We start from the raw sequence: 22,072 nt of genomic DNA, 5'->3' as shown, positions 1-22,072 counted from the left end.
ACCTGAGCGCCCAGCCGCCGCCGGCCGCGCCGGTCCCGCCCCGGGACCGATAGCCTCCCCGCGCCGCGTCGCCCGCCGGGCGGCGCCGGTCGCGCCTCCGCCGCACCCCACACCCCCAGAGCCGCAGCACAGGAGCCACCATGGCCCAGGATCTCAAGGCCGCGCTGTCGCAGTCCGCCTACGTGATGGACCTCATCTCCAAGAAGACCCTGACGCCCGACGAGCGCCAGCGGGTCATCCAGGAGTCGGTCCAGTACTGGAACGAGCACGTCAACGCCGGCTTCCTGCAGTACCGGAAGTCGGTCTCCACCGACTACACCGCGGTGGAGTGGGAGGACGAGGGCGCCGTCTTCCGCGACGTCAACGGCAAGGAGTTCATCGACATGCTGGGCGGCTTCGGCATCTACGTGGTGGGCCACCGCCACCCCAAGGTGCTCAAGGCCGTCACCGACCAGCTGCAGAAGCAGGCCATCCACTCGCAGGAGCTCATCGACCCCCTGCGCACCTACCTGGCCAAGCTGGTCTCCCAGATCACGCCGGGTGACCTGAACTTCTCGTTCTTCTCCAACTCGGGCACCGAGTCGGTGGAGGGCTGCCTCAAGATGGCCATGCTGACCACCGGCCGCCGCAAGCTGGTGGGCACCATCGGCGCCTTCCACGGCAAGACCCTGGGCGCGCTGGGCGGCACCTCCAAGGCCTTCTTCCGGGAGCCGTTCCTGCCGCTGCTCAACTGGATGCACGTGCCGTTCGGCGACGTCGACGCCCTGGCCATGGTGCTCAAGAGCGGCGACTTCACCGGCGACCGGGTGGCCGCGGTGGTCATCGAGCCCATCCAGGGCGAGGGCGGCATCGTGGTGGCGCCCCCCGGCTACCTCCGGGCGGCCCGCGACCTGTGCGACCAGTACGGCGCCATGCTGATCTTCGACGAGGTCCAGTCGGGCATGGGGCGCAGCGGCAAGATGTTCTGCTGCGAGCACGACGGCGTGACGCCGGACCTGATGGCGCTCGGCAAGGGCTTCGGCGGAGGCGTCATGCCCATCGGCGCGGTGGTGGGCACGCCCAAGGTCTGGCAGAAGTACATCGAGAACCCCTTCCTCCACACCACCACCTTCGGCGGCAACCCGGTCTGCTGCGCCGCCGCCATCGCCACCATCCACGTGCTGCTCGAGGAGGACCTGCCCCGCCAGGCCGGCGAGAAGGGCGAGTACCTGCTCAAGCACATGAACGCCCTGGCGGCGAAGTACCCCAAGGTGATGAAGCTGGCGCGCGGGCGCGGCCTGATGCTGGGCATGGAGTTCACCGACAACGACCTCGGCTACCAGGTGGCCACCGAGCTCTTCTCCCGCCAGATCCTCATCTCCGGCACCTACATCAACGCCCGCGTGCTGCGGGTGGAGCCGGCCCTCACCATCAGCTACCCGCAGCTCGACACCTTCCTGGGGGCGCTGGAGGACAGCCTGAAGGCGGTCTCGGTCGGCCGGACCTGAACCTCCGGCGCGGCGGGCGGCCGGGGGCCTGGTGGCCCGGCCGCGCCGAGGCTCCCCGCGGTCGGCCGGCCCCGCGCGGAGAGCGGCGCGGGGCCGCGCCGCCTCCTGGCACCCGAGGTGGAGGGAGGCCCGACAAGAAAGGTGATTGCTCGCCCGGGCGGCGGTAGGGTGCCCGAGAATCGTGCAGTGAAGGTTCGCGGCCTCGGAGGCCGTAGGGGGGTTGGCACGCCGTGTGCGATCCAGCCCCACGTCTCGCAACGCATCCACACGAAAGGGGTCACCACTTGTCCAGCCTCACCAAGTCCGTACTCGCCGCCCTGCTGCTCTCGCCGGCCCTGGCCTCCGCCGCCGACGCGCCAAAGGTCACCTTCAGTGGCCTCGTCGACTCGTACTACACGCTCAACCTGACCCAGGGCCAGTCGCTCTCCAGCCCGACGGCCGGCGCCGGCGCCTACTCGTCGGCCACCGGCTTCAACCTGAACTACGCCAAGCTGGCGTCCACCGCCGAGGCGGGCCCGGCCACCCTGAAGCTCGAGCTCGGCGCCGGCAAGCAGGGCGCCATCGTCGGCGACATCCTGGTGCAGCAGGGTTACGTGAGCATGAAGTTCGGCAGCGTCACGGTCGACGCCGGTCGCTTCTACACGCCGGCCGGCTTCGAGGTCTTCGACGGCAACGCCAACTGGCTCTACTCGAAGGGGCTGCTCTTCAACTTCGCCGTGCCGACGGCCCACGAAGGCGTCCGGGTCGCCCTGCCGCTGAGCGAGACCCTGACCCTGACCGGCACCATCGCCAACGGGTCTGACCTCTGGGCCAACGATCTCGGCGCCTCGGGCTCGCCGTACAAGACCGGCATCGCCTCGCTCGGCTACACCAAGGACGCCACCTTCGCGGCGGTCAACGTCCTGGTCTCCAAGGATCCTGTCTCGACCGAGGACGCCTTCCAGGTGGACGTGGTGGCCTCACAGGGCTACGACGCGCTCTCCATCGGTCTGCAGGGTGACTACGGCACGCTCGGCTCCTCGGACTTCTTCGGCGCCGGGCTGTGGGGCAAGTTCGCGCTCGAGGGCGGCCTGGAGCTGGTTGGCCGCTTCGAGTACTACAGCGACAAGGACGGCCTGCGCCTCTCCGCCACCGACGCCGTCGACGCCCTGGCCGAGGACGCGCTCAGCCTGACGGTCGGCGCCAACTACGCGGTCGGCTCCAACGCCGTCCTGAAGGCCGAGGTCCGCTACGACAAGGCTGGCACCGCGATCTACGGCGCCGACGACTCGCTGGCCACCTTCACGGTCGGCGCGCTGGCCTGGTTCTAGCCTCCCGCTCCACCTGAAGCGACGAGGCCCCGGCGAGCGATCGCCGGGGCCTTCTTCGTTGGGCCCTGCGCCGCCGGTCGGCGGCGCGCCGGCGGGGAGGGGGCCGGCATCCGCCGGACCGCCGGGCGCCTACCCGCAGCGCCAGTAGGCCGTGGCCACCAGGGTGCGCTTCTCCTTCGGCTCGGCCTTGCGCTTCAGCTCGGTGACCGCCCGGTCGCGCTCGGCGTAGCGCTGCGCCTCGGTGGCGCGCAGCTCGTCGAGCTTGCGGCGGTACTCGCGCTCGGCCCGCTCCAGCAGGCCGCGCCGGTCGCGCAGCGAGAGGTCGCCCTTGTCGTGCAGGGCGGCCCGCGCCTTGATCCAGGCGGTGCGCACCGTCTCCAGGGCGGCGCGCGGCACCATCAGGGCGTCCTCCACCATGCGGTCCCAGCGCTCGCGCGACTCGTCGAAGGCCGCGCCGGAGCGCTCCTGCACCCCGGCCAGCAGGCGGGCGTGCAGGGCGGCCAGCGCCTCCTCCTGCGCCCCGCCGATGGAGACGGTGGCGCCGCGCGGGCCGCCGCGGGCCTCCCCGGCCGGCAGGGCGGCGAACTCGTCGGCCTCGTCCTCCGGCAGGGCGCGGAACCGCTCGCCGTCGAACCACAGGACCAGGTGGACCACCCGCTCCTCGGAGACCAGCGAGTCGATGGCGAACTTGTAGGCGAACCACCAGCCCTCGCGGCCGGCCAGCTTGCCCAGCCGGGCCGGCAGCGCGCCGTCCGGCACCTGCAGCAGCGAGACCGCCTCGTGCGGGCGGGCCCGCACCACCGCGGCCGCCTCGCTCAGCAGCTTGGCCCGGCGGGTGCGCGAGCCGCGCCCCAGCTCGCGCTGGCGCGCCGCCGGCAGGTCGGCCGGGGCGTCCTCGAAGGCGGCGTCCAGCAGGGCCTCCTCGTCGGCGTCGCGGCGGGCCACCGCCTCCTTGGCGGTCTGCTCGGACATGCGCAGCCGGCCGCGCACCTCGCCGTCGAAGCGCTCGAAGAGCAGGGTGCGGGCGGCGGTGAGCCGGGCGGTGATGCGGCCGTCCATGTCGCCGCGCAGCTTGGCGAAGGCGGTGTCGATCTCCTCGCCGGAGCGGCACGACTGGTAGATGTCGAGGACCCGCTTCTCGAAGTCGATGCCGCTGCCCAGCGCCCCCAGGATCTCGTCGGAGGAGCCGAAGACGCCGTCGAAGAGGGCCAGCTTCTGGGCCAGCAGGTCGTAGAGCCGGGCGTCGGCGGCGTTGGCGCGGTTGAGGAAGTTGAGCACCAGCACGTCGCGCTGCTGGCCGTAGCGGTGGCAGCGGCCGATGCGCTGCTCCACCCGCTGCGGGTTCCAGGGCAGGTCGAAGTTGACCACCAGGTTGCAGAACTGGAGGTTGAGCCCCTCGGCCCCGGCCTCGGTCATGAGCAGGATCTGGCTCTGGTTGCGGAACTCCTCCACCAGGGCGGCGCGCTTCTCGGTGCCCGAGACGTCGCCGGAGAGGCAGGTGACCAGGTAGCCGCGCGAGGCCAGCAGCCTGGCCAGGTAGTCCTGGGTGCGGCGGAACTCGGTGAAGACCACCGCCTTCTCGGGCCAGCCGCAGGCCTTGGCCACCGTGAAGCAGCGGTCCAGGCCGCGCACCAAGGCGTCGCCCTTGGCGTTCTTCTTGATGGTGCGGGCCAGGCGGGCGCAGTCCCGCAGCTCCTCCAGCTCGGAGGTCATCTGGCGCACCACCGCCGAGCCGCGCGGCCGCGAGGGGGTGGCCTCGTCGAAGAGCTCCTCGGCCTCCTCGGAGAAGCCGTCCAGCTCCAGCAGCAGGTCGGCCTGGGCGGTGCACTCGGCGCCGGCCAGCTTGGCGTCCAGCGAGTCGGCCAGCCGCTCCAGCGTGGCGGCCAGGGCGAAGGAGGAGGAGGCCAGGATCTTGCGGTAGACCAGCACGAAGAGGGCCCGCCGCGCCGCCGGCACCGCGTGGGTGTCCTCGCGCCGCAGGTACTCGGAGACCCGGTCGTAGAGCGCCTGCTCGTCGGCCGACGGGGCGAAGTCCTCCACGATGGAGCGGCGCGCCGTGTACTTGACGTACTCGCGCACCTGGCGGCGCAGGGTGCGGATGACCACCGGGGCCAGGCGCGCCTTCAGGTCGGCCGCCTTCTCCTCGGTCAGCTCGCCGGTGGCGTACTGCAGCCGGAAGGTCTCCTCGGTGCCGAGCAGGGCGTCGTCGATGAAGGAGGCCAGCCCCAGCAGCTCCATCAGGTCGTTCTGCAGCGGCGTGGCGGTGAGCAAGAGCTTGGGGCAGCGGCGCAGCCCGCGGCGCAGCGCCTGGCCGGTGCGGTGGTCCTTGCGGTAGGCGTTGCGGAGGCGGTGGGCCTCGTCGATGATCGCCACGTCCCAGGCCACCCGCTCCAGCTCGCTGGCGCGGCCGGCGGCGAACTGGTGGGAGCAGATGACGATGCCGCCGGTGTCGAAGGGATTGGTCCGGAGGCCCTGCTTCTCGGCGGCGCGGCAGGTGTCGCCGTCGATGACGTCGGCGTCCAGGCCGAACTTGCTGGAGAGCTCGTCGCGCCACTGGGCCCGCAGGGTGGCCGGCACCAGGATGACGGCCCGGGCCTTCCCCTCGGCGGCCAGCTGGGCCAGCACCAGGCCGGCCTCCACCGTCTTGCCGAGGCCCACCTCGTCGGCCAGCACGGCGCCGCCGGTGGGCAGGGAGGCCAGCGCGAAGGCGGCGGCCTCGATCTGGTGCGGGTTGAGGTCGACGGCCGAGTGGGCCAGCGCGGGCGCGAGGCGCGAGGCGCCGGAGCCCGACCTGGCGGTCAGGACCTCCGCGGCCACCCGCTGGTGGAACTTGGTCAGCGCCGCGGGCCGCTGGCCCTGCGCGCGCGACAGCACGACCGACCCCACGCCCATCCGACCCGCCTCCCGACCGACCCCTGCTGGCGCTCCGCTGCCGCGCCAGCCCACCGACCCCAGTGCTGCACGGACTGCCTGCCCCCCCGGCCACCCGGGCGAGGCGGTATCTCTCGATACCCGCGCGTGGGACTCTAGCAGCAACCGGATCCCACGGGAACGTGGAAGAGGTGCCCGCGGCACCCGGGCGGGCCGCGGGTTAGAAGTGACCGGTGCGCCCCACCACCTCCGAGCGGATGCTGCTCTTCCTGGTGGGGGCGGTGCAGTTCGTCAACGTCCTCGACTTCATGATGGTGATGCCGCTCGGGCCGGACTTCGCGGCCGGGCTGGGCATCCCGGCCTCCCAGCTGGGGCTGGTGGGCGGCGCCTACACGGCCTCGGCGGCCCTGGCCGGCCTGGCCGGGGCCACCTTCCTGGACCGCTTCGACCGCCGCAAGGCGCTGGCCACCGCCATGCTGGGGCTGGTGGTGGCCACCGCGGCCGGCGGCCTGGCCACCGGCCTGCCCACCATGGTGCTGGCGCGGGTGGCGGCCGGCGCCTTCGGTGGGCCGGCCACCTCGCTGTCGCTCTCCATCGTGGCCGACGCGGTGCCGGCCGAGCGGCGCGGCAAGGCCCTGGGCGCGGTCATGGGCGCCTTCTCGGTGGCCTCGGTGCTGGGGGTGCCGGCCGGCCTGGAGCTGGCGCACCTGGGCGGCTGGCGGCTGCCGTTCTTCGCGGTGGCGGGCCTGGGGCTCTTGGTGGCGGGCGCCGCGCTCCTCGTCATGCCGCCCATGACCGCCCACCTGGACCGGGCGGCCGGAGCCCTGCCTGGCGGGGCCTGGGAGCTCCTGCGCCAGCCGGCCGCGCTGCTGTCGCTGGCGGCCACCGCGGCGACCATGCTCTCGGGCTTCGCCATCGTCCCCAACATCGCGGCCCACCTCCAGCTCAACCTGGGCTACCCGCGGGACGACCTGGGGGCGCTCTACATGGCCGGCGGGGCGGTGTCGTTCCTGGTGCTGCGGGTGGCGGGGCGCTGGGTCGACCGGGTGGGCGCGCCGCCGGTGGCCGCCCTGGGCACCGCGGTCTTCGTGGCGGTGCTGCTGCTGGCCTTCGCCTACCCGCCGCCCTGGCTGCCGGTGATGGTGGCCTTCGCCTGCTTCATGATCGGCAACTCCTTGCGGAGCGTGTCGATGAACACGCTGGCCTCCCGGGTCCCCTCGCCGGCGCAGCGGGCCCGGTTCATGTCCACCCAGTCGGCGGTGCAGCACCTGGCCAGCGCCAGCGGGGCGGCGCTCTCGACGCAGGTGCTGTCCGTGGCCCCGTCCGGCCGGCTCGAGGGGATGCGCTCCTTGGCCTTCTTCTCCACCGGGGTGGCGCTGGCGCTGCCGCTGCTGCTGTGGGCGGTCACCAGGGCCCTGGCCCGAAGGGAGGCCGCCCGCCTCGACGGGGCCAGCCCGGTTCCGGCCAGGCTGGGGTAGGCTGGTACGGCGTGAGATTCGCCTGCGACCGGTGCGGCAAGAAGTTCTCCAGCTCGGCTGAGCCGCAGCCTGGACTCGTGTACCGGTACCGCTGCCACTGCGGGAACGTCATCCACGTGCAGACCCCGGTGCGCGGCGGCCTGGGCGTGGGCCTGCCGCCCGTGCCGCGACCGTCCGCCGGCGAGGCGCCCGCGGCGCGTCCGACCGATCCGCGACCGGTGGCGCCACGAACGGCCGCCGCGGAGACGTCCGGCGCGTGGAAGGTTGCCCCGCGACCGGCCGCACCACGGACGGCCGCGGCGGAGACGTCCGGCGCGTGGAAGGTCGCCCCGCGTCCGTCGGCGCCGCGGCCTGCCGACGGGCCGACCCTGGCGCAGCCACCGGGCCCTTCCTCGGTGGCCGCGCCGCCGCCGCCCGGCACGGCGCCGGCCCCGGCCCCGACTCGGGCTCCCCCCCCGCCCATGGGGCAGCACCGGACCGGCGGCGCCAGGCTGGGTGCGACGCTTCCAAAGCCGCCCATGCTCGACACCACGCGGCCGGTGGCGCTGCCTCCTCCCGCCACCCGGCCGCTGTCCGCCGGCGGCTCGACGGCCGCCTCACCGCCGCCATCCGGCGGGGCTACCCCACGGGGAAGTCCAGCCGCACCTCGAGCCACGCCGCCCTCGGCGGGCGCTCCGGCCGCTTCCCCGGCGGGCGTGCGCCAGGGCGTTCCCCAGGGGGAGCCACCTGGCGCCGTGGCGGCGCCAGCGCCAGGCGCCCAGCCGGGCGCTCCGGCCGCCGTCCCACCAGGCATGCCACCGGGCGGTCCCTCGGCCGCCCCGCCGGCCACCGCATCGAGCGTGGCCAGCGGGGCTCCGCGCGCCACCGCCGCGGTCCCTCCTGGCCCGCCCCCTGCGCCCGAGGCCGCGCCCGCCGGGGCGCCCCTGGGCGCGGCTCCCGTCCTGCCCGCGCTGCCCGAGATCCCCGGCCTGGCCGGCCAGCCTCGCGCGAGCGCCGGCGCACCCCCGAGCCCGGCCGCGACCGGGACCTCCGGCGCCTGGCAGGGGTCGTCGCGCCACGGTCTTCCGCCGCCCATTGTCGGCGCGGGGCCGCAGCCCACGGTGGAGATCGACCTCGAGCTCACCGGGCAGCACCCGCTGGCGCGCCCCCCCGTCGTCCAGTCGACCGGGCCGCTCGGCGAGGTCCGCGCGGCCGCGACCGACCCTACCGACCACCGGGTGCCTGCCGGGGTGGCGGCGGCCAGGCCGGGGCCGCGCCCAGGCGCCGTGTCCCTCGGCGGCGGCGGGCCGTCGGCGGCGCTCCCTCCCGACCTGGCGGGGCTCCAGCCCATGGCCGACGCCATCCGGGCCAGGGCGACCCAGGCCCCGGTGTTCACGGCGGCCCAGCCGAGGCGGCGGGGCGGGTGGGCCCTGGTGGCCGGGGTGGGCCTGGCCGCGGCCGCCGTCCTGGCGCTGGTCAGGCCGTGGGAATCACCTGGGCTGCCGGAGCGCCGGCCGACCGCCGCGGTGGCCAGGCCAGTCGTTCCGCCCGTCACGCCGCTGGTCCGGCCGCCAGAGCCCGCGACCAGGTCCGCCGACCCCGCCACGCATCGGCAGGGCGGGGCGCCAGCCTCCGACGGCGCTGCGGCGCCCGCGCCCGCCGAGCTCGCGAGGCAGCCCGCCCGGGCCACCGGCGCGGCGAGCCCCACCAGGCGGACAGGCCAGCGCCGCCCCGACCAGAGGACCGGCGCAGCGACCGCGGGCGAGGTGGCCGCGCTGGAGGAGGGCGCCCCGGAGGAGGCGCCGGAGCCGCTCTTCGAGGCCGCCGGCGCCGAACCGGCCGCGCTCCCCCAGGCCCCGTCGCCGCCGCAGCCGGGGCTCGCCGCCGGCGCCGTCGCGGGTCCGGCCACGTCGCCTGCGGCTCCGGCTGGTGGCCTCGAGGCCGCGCCCGGCCCGGCCCTGGCGCCCGCCGCCGCGCCTGCCCCGGCGCCGGCCGCCCCGGCCCCGCCGGCCGCGGCCGCGCCGGCGCCCACGCCGCCTGCCAGCCGGATCGCCATCCCTGCCGCGGGCCGGGCCCTCTCGCCCGCGGCGGTGCAGACCGCGGTGGGCCGCCTGCGCGTCCCGTTCGACCGCTGCGTCCAGTCGGCGCTCGGGGAGGCGGGTGGCCAGGCGCTGGTGGGGCGCCGCATCGGCCTCCTGGTGGCGGTCGGTCCGGGCGGCCTGGTGGAGACCTCCGAGGTGGACGAGCCCGACGTCGAGCAGTCCCCGCTGGGCGCCTGCCTGCGCCGCGTCGCCAGCCGCCTCCTCTTCCCGCCGTTCGACGGTGAGCCGGTCGGCCTGCGGATCCCGCTGGTGCTGGGGGCGCAGGGGCCCTGAGCGGCGTCCCGGGGCGGCGCGCCTACAGCGCGCCGCGCGCCTTCACGTCCAGGTAGCGCTCCACCACCGCCGCCGCCAGCCCGGCGGCCGCCACCCTGGTCACGGCGATGCCGGCCGCCACCAGGCGCGCCGAGGTGGCCTCCTGCTCGTCGAGGAGCCGCTCGGCGGCCGCCCGCACGAAGGCCGCCTCCTGGTCGCGCGGGCGGGCCTGCGCGGCCTCCACCACCGCCGGGTCGGAGACCGCCGCCACCAGGACCAGGTGGCGCCGCCTGAGCAGCGCGGCGCGGGCCAGCAGGAGGGCGCTGGCCTCCGGGTCGGAGAGGTCGGTGAAGATCAGCACCAGCGCCCGCCGCCGCTGCCGGGCCGCCAGCGCCTCGAAGGCCGCCCCCAGGTCCGACTCCACCGGTCGGGCCCGAGCCAGGTGGAGCGCCTCGGCCAGCGGCCCGAGGCGGGTGCGGCCGCCCTCCGGCGGCACCACCCGCTCGACCTCCGCGCCGTAGAGGATGGCGCCGGTCCGGTCGCCGCGGGCCGCGGCGGCGCGCCCCAGGGCCAGCGCGGCGTCCACCGCCCGATCGAGCTTGGTCCGGCCGTCGGGCAGCCGCGCCGCCAGGTGGCGGCCGCAGTCCACCAGGAGCCAGACGGTCTGGTTGCGCTCCGGTTGCCACTCGCGCACCACCGGGGCTCCGCGGCGCGCCGTGGCCTTCCAATCGATGGCGCGGACGTCGTCGCCGGCGGCGTAGGGGCGCAGCGCCGCGAACTCGCGCCCCTCGTGCCAGCCGCGGTGGCGGGCCTGGCCGGCCTCGGGGACGGCGCCGCCGGCGGGGCCGGCCGCGGCGCGCAGGTCGGGGTAGGCGCTGGTGGTGCCGGCCAGCGGGAGGGTGAGGCGGCGCCAGGCCAGGCCGAGCGGCCCTGAGACCCTGAGGTGCAGGTCCCCGAAGGCGTGGCGCCCGCGGCTGCGCGGCGTCACCTGGTAGGCCAGCCGGGCCTCGCCGCCGGCGGGCAGGGTGAGCCGGGCGCGGTGCCCGGCCGCGTCGAACCCGGGGGGCGGCGCGTCGGCCAGGTCCACCCGCACCGGGCGGCTGGCCGCGGAGGTGAGGTGCAGCCAGACCTGGTTCACGGCGAAGGCGGTGAGCGGCTCGCGCAGCGTCCGCCTGGCGTGCAGCTGCCCGGACCCCGGCGCACGCCGTGCGTCCAGGGAGACCAGCGCCAGGAGCGCCAGGTCGTAGGCCACCAGGGCCGCCACCGCCCATCCGCCGGTGCCGGCGACCAGCGGCAGCGCCAGCCCGAGGGCCAGCAGCAGCACGGCGCGCGGCGTCGGGACGGGCACGGGAAGGAGAGTACCCGGGGGCGTCCCCGACGGCCACGAGGCGCCCGGGTGACCCGGCCGGTCAACCCAGTTGCCCCCTCACCCCGGCCCTCTCCCCCAGCGGGCTGGGGGAGAGGGAGTGCGGGAGTCCGCGACCCCGACCCCGACCCCGACCGCGACCGACCCCGACCCCGACCCGACCCCGACCCCGACCCCGACCCCGACCCCGACCCCGACCCCGACCCCGACCCCGACCCCGACCCCGACCGCGACCGCGACCCCTTTACCCGGCCCCCCTCCACCCGCCAGACTCGGACTCCCGGAGGAGCCCATGGAACCCTATCGCCTGCACGTCTTCTTCTGCCGCCAGCAGAAGCCCGGTGGCCTCACCTGCTGCGGCGCGCGCGGCGCGGCCGAGGGGCTGGCGGCGCTGCTGGCGGCCATCGCGGCCGAGGGGCTGGGCGACGAGGTGATGGTCACCACCTGCGACTCCTTCGGCCTGTGCGGCCGCGGGCCGAACATGATCGTCTACCCGGAGGGGCTCTGGTACCACGGCGTCACCGCCGAGACCGCGCCGGAGATCGTGCGCCAGCACTTCAGGCACGGCCGCCCGGTGGAGCGGCTGGTGGAGCGGGACATGGAGGTGGTGCGCGCCGAGTTCCAGGCCCACCGGGCCCGCATGAAGGCGTTCCAGGCGGCGCAGCAGGCGCAGCAGTAGGGCTCACCCCGCCGGCGGCGCGATCCCGCGCGCCCGCAGCAGCTCGAGCACCAGGTCGCGGAAGGCCGTCACCTTGCGCGGCTGGTGGCGCGACGCCGGGGTCACGATGTGCAGGGCCCCGGCCTCCCGCTCGTAGCGGGGCAGCACCCGCACCAGCGTGCCGTCGGCCAGGTCGGGCTCGGCCACGAAGGTGGGCAGCATGCCCAGCCCCGCGCCGGCCCGCACCGCGTCGCGCACGAAGAGCAGGTCGTCGCAGGCGATGCGGCCGGCCGTGCCCACACCTGGCGCCCCGAAGGGGGAGGGGACCTTGAGCCGCTGCGGGCTGGCGTGGAAGACCACCCAGTCGTGGCCCTCCAGCTCGGCCTCGGTGCGCGGGGTGCCGCGGCGGGCCAGGTAGACCGGCGAGGCGTACAGTCGGGCCAGGATGGGCGCCGCCCGCCGGACCACCAGCGACGAGTCGCGCAGCCCCGGCGCCACCCGCAGCGCCACGTCGAACCCCTCGGCCACCAGGTCCACCACCTGGCCGGTGAGGTGCAGGTCGATGGAGACCGAGGGGAAGCGGGCGGTGTAGCGGGTGGCCACCTCCACCAGGAAGAGCGCGCCCAGGTCCACCGGCGCCGTCACCCGCAGGGCCCCGGAGGGCTGCTCCTCGCGCTCCGGCATCTCGCTGAGCGCGCTGCGGAGCGAGGCGAGCAGCGGCGTGATCCGGTCGTACAGGGCGGTGCCGGCGGCGCTCAGCGAGACGTGGCGGGTGGTGCGGAAGAGGAGCGGCACGCCCAGGTCGGCCTCCAGCCGGGCCACGCCGCGGCTCACCGAGGACTTGGGACGGCCCAGCTCGCGGGCGGCCCCGGAGAAGGAGGCGGTGCGGGCCACCGCCTCGAAGGTGGAGAGCAGGTCGAGGTCCATCGTTCCTCCAGTGGAACAGAGATGTGCGCCACTGGAGATTGCGCCGGTCGGGGAACGTACGCAAATACCTGCCACACCCGGTCACCAAGGAGTCAGACCCAATGAAGCTCTTCACCGCCGCCCTCGCCGCCCTGCTCGCCCTGCCCGTCCTCGCCGCCGACACCTTCAAGATCGACGGCGCCCACTCCCAGGCCTCCTTCTCCGTGAAGCACCTGCTCATCTCCAACGTGCGCGGGGAGTTCGGCAAGACCGAGGGCGTGGTGGTCTTCGACGAGGCCGATCCCGCCAAGTCCAGGGTCGAGGCCACCATCGACGTGGCCTCGGTCAACACCCGGGACGAGAAGCGCGACGCCCACCTCAAGAACGCCGACTTCTTCGAGGTCGCCAAGTTCCCCACCATCACCTTCAAGTCCACCAAGGTGGAGAAGGCCACCGGCGGCCTCAAGGTCACCGGCGACCTGACCATGAAGGGCGTCACCAAGCAGGTGGTGCTCGACGTGACCGGCCCGACCGCCGAGGTGAAGGACCCCTGGGGCAACGCCAAGCGCGGCGTCTCGGCCACCACCCAGATCAACCGCAAGGACTTCGGCGTGAGCTACGGCCCGGACGCCATCGTCAGCGACCTGGTGAAGATCCAGATCGACGCCGAGCTCACCAAGGACCAGCCCAAGAAGTAGGCGGGTCGGCGCCGCGGGTCCCAGCCGGGGCCGGGGCGCAGCGCCACCTGATCACCCGGCGTGGCCCTCGCGGCCGCGCCATCCTGGAGGGGCGGATCGGCGCGGTGCGCCGGCCCGCCCCTTCGTCCCATCGGAGCCCCCACCGTGAACCCGCCACCCGCTCGCATGCCGGTCCTCTTCGTCGGCCACGGCAACCCGATGAACGCCGTGGAGGACAACCGCTGGAGCCGGGGCCTCCGCGCCCTGGCGGCCGCCCTGCCAGCGCCGCGGGCCATCCTGGCCGTCTCGGCCCACTGGTTCGTGGCGGGCAGTCACACCACCGGAACGGCCCGGCCCGAGACCATCCACGACTTCTCCGGCTTCCCCGACGCGCTCTCCCGGGTGCGGTACCCGTCCCCCGGCGACCCCGCGCTGGCCGACCGGGTGGTGGGGCTGCTGGGCCGGCGCCGCGCCTCGGTGGTGGGGGACCGGGGGCTCGACCACGGCGCCTGGTCGGTGCTGGTCCACCTCCGGCCAGGGGCCGACGTGCCGGTGGTCCAGCTCTCGCTCGACGCCACGCTCCCGCCGGCCGAGCACCTGGCGCTGGGCCGGGCGCTGGCGCCGCTGCGCGACGAGGGGGTGCTGATCCTGGGGAGCGGCAACCTGACCCACAACCTGCGCCACGCCTTCGGGGCCTGGCACCGCGGCGAGACCGCCACCCCGGCCTGGGCGGCCGCCTTCGACGCCGACGTGGCCCGCGCCGTGGCCCAGCGGGACGGCGCCTGGCTGGGCCACGCGCTGGACAGCCCGGCCGGGCGGCAGGCCCACCCCTCGCCCGACCACTACCTGCCGCTGCTCTACGTGGCCGGCGCGGCCGGCCAGGACGGCCAGGTGACCTCGCCGCTGGAGGGGTTCGACATGGCTTCGCTGTCGATGCGGTCCGTGCTGGTCACCTGAGGGTGGCCCGCAAGCCGCGCCGCCTCAGGCCGGCAGCACCCGCTCCACCCAGGTCCGCATCACCGCCCGGTCCTCGATCTCCATCGACACCGGCACCTGGTACTCGCCCAGCTCCACCACGCCCTCCTGGGGCGAGTACAGGCGGCCCGGGTCGCCCACCAGCACCAGCGCGCCCGCGGCGGCCAGCTGGCGGAACCACTCCAGGGCCCGCCCGGCCAGCGGCTGCTCGTAGAAGACGTCGCCGGCCAGCACCACCTCCACGCCGGGCAGCGGCCGGCCGAGCAGGTCCTCCAGGCTGGCCTCGAGGACCACCTGGTTGAGCGCCGCGTTCATCGGCACCACCACCTCGCAGAAGGGGGAGAGGTCGGTGGCCCGGACGCTGGCCGCCCCGGCGGCGATGGCGGCGATGGCCACCAGCCCGCTGCCGGTGGCGAAGTCGAGGACGGTGCGGCCGCGCACCAGCTCCGGGTGGTCCAGCAGGTGGCGCGCCAGCGCCTGGCCGCCGGCCCAGGGGAAGGCCCAGAACGGCGAGGCGTCGTAGCGGCGCAGCTCGGCCGAGGTGGCGTGCCACAGCGGCGTGAGATCGGTGGCCTGGTAGGTCAGGACCTCCGGCACCAGCGGCACCGGCGCGGGCGCCGTCCGGGTCTGGACGAGGTCGCGCCAGGCGGCCAGGGTGGCGGGATCGAGCACCGGGCTCAGCGCTTCCGCGGCGGCTTCCAGGTGCCCAGCGTCACCGGCTTGCGGGCCGGGGCCGCCCCGGCGCCGCTCCGGCCGGCCGGGGCAGCGCCCTCGCCGCGGGGCTCGGCGGCGGCGTGCACGCCCCGGTTGTGGCCGTGACTGTGCCCACCACCCCGCTGGCGCGCCGCGCTGGGGCGGCGGCTCGGGCCGGCCGCCCCGGGCCGCCGGTGCGGCGGCACGCCCTGGTGGACCCGCCCCTCGGCGGCCCGCGCCCACTCGGCCACGAAGGTCTCGTCGTCGCGCGGCACCTCGGCCCGCGGGAGCGGGGCCCGGGTGAGCGCCTCGATGGCCCTGAGCAGGTCGCCCTCCTCCGGCGCGCAGAAGGCCGACGCCAGGCCGCTGGCCTCGGCCCGCGCGGTGCGCCCCACCCGGTGGACGTAGTCCTCCGGCACGTGCGGCAGGTCGAAGTTCACCACGTGGCCGATCTCCTCCACGTCGATGCCGCGGGCCGCGATGTCGGTGGCGATGAGCACGCGGTAGCTGCCGTCCTTGAAGCCGTCGAGCGCCTGGCGCCGCTGCCCCTGCGAGCGGTCGGCGTGGATGCGCGCCACCTTGTGCCCGGCCCGCTCCACGCCCTTGGCCACCCGGTCGGCGCGCCGCTTGGTGCGGGTGAAGACCAGGGTGGAGAGGTCGTCCCGGGCCAGCAGCGCCAGCAGCAGGGCCGGCTTCTCCTCCTGGGAGCAGAGGAAGACCCGCTGCTCGGCGCGTGCGGCGGTGGTGCCGCTGCGGGCCACCGAGACCTCCACCGGGGCGTGCAGGTTGACGCGGGCGAACTCGCCCACCTCGCCGCCGATGGTGGCCGAGAAGAGCAGGGTCTGTCGCTTCTTGGGGAGGCGAGCCAGGATGCGGGTGAGCTGGGGCTTGAACCCCATGTCGAGCATCCGGTCGGCCTCGTCGAGGACCAGGATCTCCACCTGGTCCAGCTTGGCCGTGCCCTGCTGCAGGTGGTCCACCAGGCGGCCCGGGGTGGCGATGATCACCTCGCGCCGGTCCCGGAAGGCCATGGTCTGCTGCCCCATGCCCACGCCCCCGATGACCACCGCCCCGCGCACGTGACGGCCGTGGCCGAAGCGCTCCAGCTCCGCGCCGATCTGCAGGGCCAGCTCGCGGGTGGGCGCCAGCACCAGCGCCCGGGTGCCGGCCTTGCCGGCCAGCCGCTCGATGATGGGCAGCAGGAAGGCGGCGGTCTTGCCGGTGCCGGTGGCGGCGGCGCCGATGACGTCCTTGCCCTCCAGGGCCGGCGGGATGGCGCGGGCCTGGATGGGGGTGGGGTGCTCGAAGCCGGCGCGCTCGAGGGCGCGCAGGGACTGCTCGGAGAGCTTCAGGTCGGCGAAGGTGGTCACAGGGTCCTCGGGGCGCACCACGGCAGGCGGACTGTCCGCGGCCGGTGCAGGGCGGGGGCGGGTTCGTAACAGGTCCGGCCGCGGATTGCACGCCAGCGGCCCGCCGCCACCCCTGGCGACGGGGTGCCCCCGATGGGCGCGGCCCTCGGCGCGCCCGCGACCCAGCCCACCCCCGGCGCCACGGGCCCGCCGCCGCGCCGGCCCCTCCCAGGGACCGGCGCCGGCGCTCCGGGCGCGGCCGGGCGGCGCCTACCTGGCGCCCAGCTTGGCCAGCCCTTCCCGGGCGTCGGCGGCCTGCGGGCTCTGCGGCGCCACCTCGATGACCTTCTTCCACGCCGCGGCGGCCTTGGCCCCGTCCTGCTTCTTGGTCCAGACCACGCCGATGTTGAAGAGGCTCTGGACGTGGTTGGGCGCGATGCGCTGCGCCTGCTCGAAGTTGGCCAGCGCCTTGTCGTACTCCAGGGTCTGCTCGTACATGACGCCCTGGTCGGTCAGGACGTCCGGGTTGTTGGGCTGCAGCGCCAGCGCCTTGCCGTAGGCGTCGATCGACTTCTGGAACTGCCGGGTGTCGAAGTAGTCGTTGCCGAGCGCGACCCAGGCCTGGACGTTCTTGGGGTCCTTGGCCAGCAGCCGCTGGTTCAGGTCGATGCGGGCCTGGAAGTCGGCGGCCTGCTGCGGCGAGGGCAGGGGGGCCTGGCCCATGCCCGGGGGCGGCATCTGCCCCATGCCCGGCGGCGGCTGCTGCCCCATGGGTGCCCCGCCCGCGACCGCCAGCTGGCGCGCGTTCGACTCGTGCACCTCGAAGCCGATGATGTAGCCGGCCAGCAGGCCGACCAGGAGCCCTCCCACCGCGCCCATGACCATCTTCTTGTCCATCGTGAAGCCCTCCTGGCAGGCGCCCGCAGGCGCCGGAATGGCCGCGGAATATCGCACACCTCGGCCGCCCTTGGTATGGAACGAGGATGACCTGGACCCGAGGGGAGCTGGCCGCCTTCCGGAAGCTCTCCACCCCCGAGAAGATCCAGACCTGGCTGGACGGCCTGGCCTACCGCACCGCGGGCGACGCCGTCTGCCCGCGGCAGGTGCTGGTGGAGCGCCGGGCGCACTGCTTCGACGGCGCCCTGTTCGGCGCGGCGGCGCTGCGCCGGCTGGGCCACCCGCCGGCCCTGGTGGACCTGCGGGCGGTGCGCGACGACGACCACGTGCTGGCCGTCTACCGGGTGGACGGGTGCTGGGGGGCGGTGGCCAAGTCCAACTTCGCCGGGCTGCGCTCCCGCGAGCCCATCCACCGCACCCTGCGCGAGCTGGTGCTGTCCTACTTCGAGGCCTACTTCAACCTGAAGGGCCAGAAGACGCTGCGCCAGTTCTCGCCGCCGCTCTCGCTGCGCCAGTTCGACCGGCTGGGGTGGGAGCACCGCGACGCGCCCCTGCCCCTCCTGTCCGAGCGGCTGGACGGCCTGCGCCACCACGACCTGCTGAGCCGGGAGCAGGAGCGGCGGCTGCAGCGGGTGGACCCCCGCTCCTTCGAGGCGGGGACGCTGGGCACGGTGCTGGCGGGGGCCTACGGGGGCGGCTGATGCGCGGCCCCGCCCCCACCGGCTGGCGCCCCTCGCCGGCCCTCTGGATCCCGGCCGTCTATGCGGCGGTGGCGGCCGTCTACGTGGTGGTGTCCGACGACGCCCTCGGCGCCGTGGTCCGCAACCGCGCCGAGTTCGAGCGCTGGTCCGTCGTCAAGGGCTGGGGCTTCGTGGTGCTCACGGCCCTCCTGCTGCACCTCGGCCTGCGCAGGGTGCTGGCGGCGCGGCAGGCCGCCGCCAGCCGCCTGGAGCGGCTGGAGGCGCGCTGGCGCGGCCTGGTGGAGTCCTCCCCGGACGGCATCATCATCCTGGAGCACCACACCATGGTCTTCGCCAACCAGGCGGCGCTGCGCCTGCTGCGCGCCCCCTCGGCCGAGGCGCTGGTGGGGCTGTCGATGCTGGCGGTGGTGGACCCGGCGGACCACGCCGCGGTGGTGGATCGGACCACCCGCGCCGAGACCGGGCGGCCGTACCCCCAGGTGCTGGAGCGGCGCATGCGCCGCCTCGACGGCGAGCCCTTCCGCGCCGAGGTCGGCGTCTCCACCTTCGTGGTGGAGGGGGTCGCGGCCGTCCAGGTCGTCATCCGCGACGTGACGCAGGCCTGGGCCATCAAGGAGGAGCTGCGCCGCATGAACGCGGCGCTGCGCATGCTGGGCGCGGTCAACGAGGCGCTGGTGCGGGCCGACGGCGAGCCGCAGCTCATGGCCGAGGTCTGCCGCATCGCGGTGCAGCACGGCGGCTACCGGCTGGCCTGGGCCGGCGCGGCGCCCGGCGGGGAGGCGCCGCTCCACCCGGTGGCGGCCTACGGCGAGGGCGCCGAGGTGGCGCAGGGGCTGTGCTTCGACCGCTGCGACGGGGCGGAGCCGTGCGGCCCGGCCGGGCTGGCCCTGCGCAGCGGCAGGCCCTGCGTGGTGGAGGACCTGGCGGGCGACGCCCGGCTGGCCGCCTGGCGCGCCCAGGTGCCGCTGGCCGGCGTCGAGACCTGCATCGCGCTGCCCCTGGCGGTGGGCGGCGAGCGGCTGGGCGTGCTGGTGCTCTTCGCCGCCGAGCGCGGGGCCTTCGACGACCCGGTGGTGCGGCTCCTGCAGCAGCTGGCCGACGACCTGGCCTTCGGGGTGGTGGCGCTGCGCACCCGCTCCGCGCTGGTGGAGGAGCGGGCCCGCCTGGGCGAGTCCCGCGAGCGCCTGCGGGCGCTGGCGGGCCGGCTGCAGACGGTGCGCGAGGACGAGAAGACCCGCATGGCCCGCGACCTGCACGACGAGCTGGGGCAGCTGCTGACCGGCCTCAAGATGGACCTGCGCTGGCTGGAGAACCGGCTGGGCGAGCTGCCGGCCTCGGAGCAGGTCAGCGCGCTCCTCGACCGGGCGGTGGCCGCGTCCGAGCTGGCGGACCAGACGGTGATCTCGGTGCAGCGCATCGCCAGCGAGCTCCGACCGGGCGCGCTCGACCGGCTCGGCCTGGCGCCGGCGCTGCGCCAGGAGGCGCGCCGGTTCCAGGAGCGGACCGGCATCGAGTGCCGGGCCGAGCTGGAGGAGGGGGCCCCCGAGCCACTGCCGGAGGTGGCCACCGCGCTCTACCGCATCTGCCAGGAGGCCATGACCAACGTCTCTCGCCACGCCGAGGCGCGGGTGGTGGTGGTGTCGCTGCGGGCCGAGCCAGGGGCGCTGGTGCTGCGGGTGGAGGACGACGGGCGCGGCCTGGACGAGCCGGCCATGGGCCCGGACACCCTCGGCCTCCTCGGCATGACCGAGCGCGCCACCCTGCTGGGCGGGTGGGTCCGCTTCGAGCGCGGCCCGGAACGTGGCACGGTGGTGACGGCCCGCCTGCCGGTGGCGGGCGGCGGGGGAGGCTCCACATGACCAGGATCCTGGTGGTCGACGACCACGAGGTGGTGCGGCGCGGCACGCGCCAGGTGCTGGCCGAGGGCTTCCCGGGCGCGACCTTCGGCGAGGCCAGCGCCGCCCCCGAGGCGCTGGCGCGGCTGCAGGAGGAGCGGTGGGACCTGCTGGTGCTGGACATCAACCTGCCCGGGCGCAGCGGGCTGGAGGTGCTGGAGGACGTGCAGCGGCAGTGGCCCAAGCTCCCGGTGCTGGTCCTCTCCGGCTACCCGGAGGAGGAGTTCGCGGTCCGCTGCCTCCGGCTCGGCGCGGCCGGCTACCTCACCAAGAGCAGCGCCTCCGACGAGCTGGTGGCGGCGGCCCGCAAGGCGCTGGACGGCGGCAAGTACGTCACCGCGGCGCTGGCCGAGCGGCTGGCGGCGGTGCTGGGCGGCGGGCTGCGCGGCGAGCCGCACGAGGCGCTCTCGGGGCGCGAGCTGCAGGTGGTGCGGCTGGTGGCCAGCGGCAAGACCATGAAGGAGATCGCCGGCGAGCTCCACCTGTCGGAGAAGACCATCGCCACCTACCGGGCGCGCATCGCCGAGAAGCTGGGCGTCTCCACCAACGTGGAGCTGACCCGCTACGCCCTGCAGCACAAGCTGGTGGAGTGAGCGCGGCCGGTCAGCCGGCCCGGGTGAGCCGCACCGGGCCCAGCAGCGCGTGGATGAACGTCACCGCCTTCTCGGCCAGCGGCGCCGAGAACTCGAACCCCACGCGGTAGGGCGGGTCGCGCTGCGCCCAGGCCACGGTGGCCTGGCCGCTCACCTCGAGGGCCATGCGATCGGTGCGCAGCCGCAGGTGCACCTCCTGGCCACGCTGCGGCGGGTGGAGCACCACCGCCCGGCAGCCGCCTGCGCCGAGGTCCTCGCCCTGGCAGACCTGGACCTGCCCGCCCGCGCTGACGTGCACGGTGAAGGGGACCTCGTAGCGGACGTAGCGGCGCTCTTCTTCGGGGGGCGGCACGGAGGCGATTCTATGCGGAGCGGACGCCGGTGCGTCAACCGGCGGGAGCGTCGGGCGGCGGCGCCCCGTGCCCCGCCCAGGCCTGCGCCCCGGTCACTGGCCGTCGAAGCGGAACGGCATGGTCAGCCAGACCTGGATCAGGCGGCCCTGGCCGTCGGTGGCGGGCACGAAGCGGCACCGCTGCAGCGCGGTGGAGAGCGCCGGGCCGAGGCGGGCGTCGGAGGGGGTGCCCACCAGCGAGAAGTCCTGCGTCGCGCCGTCGATGCCCACCGCGAACCTCGCGGTGGTGACCTCGCCTGGCCGGAGCGAGAGATCGCGCGGCAGCTTGAGCGCCCGCTGGATGCAGCCCGGCTCCACCAGGCGGGGCTTGCGCAGGGGCTCCGCCAGCGCCACGGCCGGCACCTCCACCACCCGCTGCTGGGTGCCGGGGGGGGGCGGCGGCGGGACGGCCGCGGGGGCCTGGGCCTGCTGGGTGACCGGCGCGGCGGCTGGCGCGGCGGCCGGGCTGGCGGCTGGGCTGGCGGCTGGGCTGGCGGCCGGCGCGGGCGCTCCGGCCAGCGTGGGCGGCGGTGGCGCGCCGAGCGCGGCGACCAGCGAGGCCGGGCGGGGATCGGCGGGGGGCGGCGCGGGTCGGGCGGCCGGGGGGCGCGCGGCGGCGACCGGCTGGGGGCGCAGCGGCTGGGGCGTGGCCGGAAGGGCGATCGGGGGTGGTGGCCGGGCGGCGGGGCGTGCGGCGGGCACCACCGCGGCCGGCGGGGAGGGGCGCGTCTGGGGCGCGGCCGGCGCCGAGGCGGGCGCGGCGACCAGCGGGGCGGGCTCGACCGGGTCGCCCAGCGTCGGGGGCGCGCCGGCGGAGGCACCGGCCGGGCGAGGCCCACCGCCGGCGGGATCGGAGAGCAGGAGGTAGGCTGCGCCGCCCCCGACCAGGAGCAGGCCGGCGGCGATGAGCGCCACCGGCGGCCTGGCGCCGGTGCGCTGGCGGGCGGCGGCGAAGGTGGGGGCGTGGCCCGCCGAGGCGGGCGCGGCGGACCCGGGCGGCGAGGCCTGTGCCGAGGGGGGTGGGGCCGGCGGAGGCGCCGGCCTGGCCTGGGCGGCGATGGCGGCGATGGGCGTCACCCGCCGCTGCACCGCCGCGGCGGACTCGGGCGGGGTCACGGGGCTCCCGGCGTCCGGCGGCGGGGGAGCCCCGGCGGCGGGCGCCAGGGCGCGCTCGCCGGTCGGCTCGAGGGTGAAGTCCTCGTAGCCGCCCTCCGGCGCGGGCAGCTGGTCCGGCAGGATCTCACTCTGGGTGAAGCGATCGGCCCCCACGGGCGCCGGCAGCGGCGGCAGCCGGCTCGAGAACGGCGCCAGCGGCGGCAGGTCCGGCACCTTCAGGGTCGGGTCGTCGTCGAAGAGCGGCAGGGCGGTCCCACAGGCGGCACACCGTGCGCGCTTGTCCGCGGGGCGAGGCACCGTGGTCCCGCATCGAACGCAGCTGACCGTGGTCGTCATGGGGAGGTGGCGGCCATCCTACAGGCCACCAGGGCCGCGG

At 75.9% G+C, this 22,072-nt stretch carries 18 protein-coding genes; 10 read left to right on the top strand and 8 right to left on the bottom strand.

Going from position 1 to position 22,072, the window contains the following annotated elements:
- The first annotated feature begins 140 nt into the window (after nucleotides 1-140).
- Both IPO09_10765 and IPO09_10760 read left to right on the top strand, forming a co-directional pair.
- Nucleotides 141-1,487 (top strand): putrescine aminotransferase, encoded by a 1,347-nt coding sequence (locus IPO09_10765; protein MBK9517817.1) that lies wholly within the window; start codon nucleotides 141-143, stop codon nucleotides 1,485-1,487.
- A gap of 284 nt (nucleotides 1,488-1,771) precedes the next feature.
- Nucleotides 1,772-2,797 (top strand): outer membrane beta-barrel protein, encoded by a 1,026-nt coding sequence (locus tag IPO09_10760; GenBank protein MBK9517816.1) that lies wholly within the window; start codon nucleotides 1,772-1,774, stop codon nucleotides 2,795-2,797.
- A gap of 129 nt (nucleotides 2,798-2,926) precedes the next feature.
- On the opposite strand, the gene IPO09_10755 is transcribed toward IPO09_10760, so the two are convergent.
- A complete protein-coding gene (locus IPO09_10755; protein MBK9517815.1) occupies nucleotides 2,927-5,689 on the bottom strand; it encodes a DEAD/DEAH box helicase in 2,763 nt (920 codons plus the stop codon).
- Nucleotides 5,690-5,925: 236 nt separating this feature from the next.
- Between IPO09_10755 and IPO09_10750 the strand changes: the two genes are divergently transcribed.
- Both IPO09_10750 and IPO09_10745 read left to right on the top strand, forming a co-directional pair.
- Nucleotides 5,926-7,146 carry an MFS transporter gene (locus IPO09_10750; GenBank protein MBK9517814.1) on the top strand — a complete coding sequence of 407 codons (1,221 nt, stop codon included), beginning with the start codon at nucleotides 5,926-5,928 and terminating at the stop codon, nucleotides 7,144-7,146.
- A 1,100-nt stretch (nucleotides 7,147-8,246) separates the two neighbouring features.
- Nucleotides 8,247-9,500, top strand: coding sequence for a hypothetical protein (locus IPO09_10745; GenBank protein MBK9517813.1), 1,254 nt, complete (start codon nucleotides 8,247-8,249; stop codon nucleotides 9,498-9,500).
- Nucleotides 9,501-9,522: 22 nt separating this feature from the next.
- On the opposite strand, the gene IPO09_10740 is transcribed toward IPO09_10745, so the two are convergent.
- Complete coding sequence (locus IPO09_10740) at nucleotides 9,523-10,827, bottom strand: DUF58 domain-containing protein (GenBank protein ID MBK9517812.1); 1,305 nt, start codon at nucleotides 10,825-10,827, stop codon at nucleotides 9,523-9,525.
- 310 nt (nucleotides 10,828-11,137) lie between these two features.
- On the opposite strand from IPO09_10740, the gene IPO09_10735 reads away from it, so the two are divergent.
- Complete coding sequence (locus IPO09_10735) at nucleotides 11,138-11,524, top strand: (2Fe-2S) ferredoxin domain-containing protein (GenBank protein MBK9517811.1); 387 nt, start codon at nucleotides 11,138-11,140, stop codon at nucleotides 11,522-11,524.
- A 3-nt stretch (nucleotides 11,525-11,527) separates the two neighbouring features.
- Here the strand turns inward: IPO09_10735 and IPO09_10730 are convergent, their stop codons facing one another.
- On the bottom strand, nucleotides 11,528-12,430 hold the full coding sequence (locus IPO09_10730) for a LysR family transcriptional regulator (protein ID MBK9517810.1): 903 nt from the start codon (nucleotides 12,428-12,430) through the stop codon (nucleotides 11,528-11,530).
- A 101-nt stretch (nucleotides 12,431-12,531) separates the two neighbouring features.
- Here IPO09_10730 and IPO09_10725 point away from each other — a divergent pair, with 101 nt between their 5' ends.
- Together IPO09_10725 and ygiD are read left to right on the top strand one after the other, a co-directional pair.
- On the top strand, nucleotides 12,532-13,107 hold the full coding sequence (locus tag IPO09_10725; GenBank protein ID MBK9517809.1) for a YceI family protein: 576 nt from the start codon (nucleotides 12,532-12,534) through the stop codon (nucleotides 13,105-13,107).
- Nucleotides 13,108-13,272: 165 nt separating this feature from the next.
- Complete coding sequence (gene ygiD / locus IPO09_10720; GenBank protein ID MBK9517808.1) at nucleotides 13,273-14,043, top strand: 4,5-DOPA dioxygenase extradiol; 771 nt, start codon at nucleotides 13,273-13,275, stop codon at nucleotides 14,041-14,043.
- A 24-nt stretch (nucleotides 14,044-14,067) separates the two neighbouring features.
- Here the strand turns inward: ygiD and IPO09_10715 are convergent, their stop codons facing one another.
- The 3 genes from IPO09_10715 to IPO09_10705 all read right to left on the bottom strand — a co-directional run bounded on the left by IPO09_10715 (nucleotide 14,068) and on the right by IPO09_10705 (nucleotide 17,000).
- The gene (locus IPO09_10715; protein ID MBK9517807.1) at nucleotides 14,068-14,715 is read right to left on the bottom strand and encodes a methyltransferase; all 648 of its coding nucleotides are present in this window, start codon (nucleotides 14,713-14,715) and stop codon (nucleotides 14,068-14,070) included.
- Nucleotides 14,716-14,738: 23 nt separating this feature from the next.
- Complete coding sequence (locus IPO09_10710; protein ID MBK9517806.1) at nucleotides 14,739-16,142, bottom strand: DEAD/DEAH box helicase; 1,404 nt, start codon at nucleotides 16,140-16,142, stop codon at nucleotides 14,739-14,741.
- Nucleotides 16,143-16,373: 231 nt separating this feature from the next.
- Nucleotides 16,374-17,000 carry a tetratricopeptide repeat protein gene (locus IPO09_10705; GenBank protein MBK9517805.1) on the bottom strand — a complete coding sequence of 209 codons (627 nt, stop codon included), beginning with the start codon at nucleotides 16,998-17,000 and terminating at the stop codon, nucleotides 16,374-16,376.
- 86 nt (nucleotides 17,001-17,086) lie between these two features.
- Between IPO09_10705 and IPO09_10700 the strand changes: the two genes are divergently transcribed.
- From IPO09_10700 to IPO09_10690, 3 genes are read left to right on the top strand one after another with little or no spacing between them, the layout of a single operon-like run.
- Nucleotides 17,087-17,701, top strand: coding sequence for a hypothetical protein (locus IPO09_10700; protein MBK9517804.1), 615 nt, complete (start codon nucleotides 17,087-17,089; stop codon nucleotides 17,699-17,701).
- Complete coding sequence (locus IPO09_10695; GenBank protein MBK9517803.1) at nucleotides 17,701-19,560, top strand: GAF domain-containing protein; 1,860 nt, start codon at nucleotides 17,701-17,703, stop codon at nucleotides 19,558-19,560. The genes IPO09_10700 and IPO09_10695 overlap by 1 nt, the downstream gene beginning before the upstream one ends.
- Nucleotides 19,557-20,189, top strand: a complete 633-nt coding sequence (locus IPO09_10690; protein ID MBK9517802.1) for a response regulator transcription factor — start codon at nucleotides 19,557-19,559, stop codon at nucleotides 20,187-20,189. The genes IPO09_10695 and IPO09_10690 overlap by 4 nt, the downstream gene beginning before the upstream one ends.
- A gap of 10 nt (nucleotides 20,190-20,199) precedes the next feature.
- Here IPO09_10690 and IPO09_10685 read toward each other — a convergent pair whose 3' ends face one another.
- Complete coding sequence (locus IPO09_10685; protein MBK9517801.1) at nucleotides 20,200-20,541, bottom strand: PilZ domain-containing protein; 342 nt, start codon at nucleotides 20,539-20,541, stop codon at nucleotides 20,200-20,202.
- Nucleotides 20,542-20,634: 93 nt separating this feature from the next.
- Entirely contained in the window at nucleotides 20,635-21,993 is a 1,359-nt protein-coding gene (locus IPO09_10680) for a hypothetical protein (protein MBK9517800.1), read from the bottom strand.
- Nucleotides 21,994-22,072: the final 79 nt, after the last annotated feature.

It is taken from the genome of Anaeromyxobacter sp., from assembly GCA_016718565.1.
In the GTDB taxonomy this organism is placed as follows: Bacteria; Myxococcota; Myxococcia; order Myxococcales; family Anaeromyxobacteraceae; genus JADKCZ01.
The sequence above is the reverse complement of the archived record's forward strand: the minus strand, read 5'-3'. Positions and strand labels throughout refer to the sequence as shown.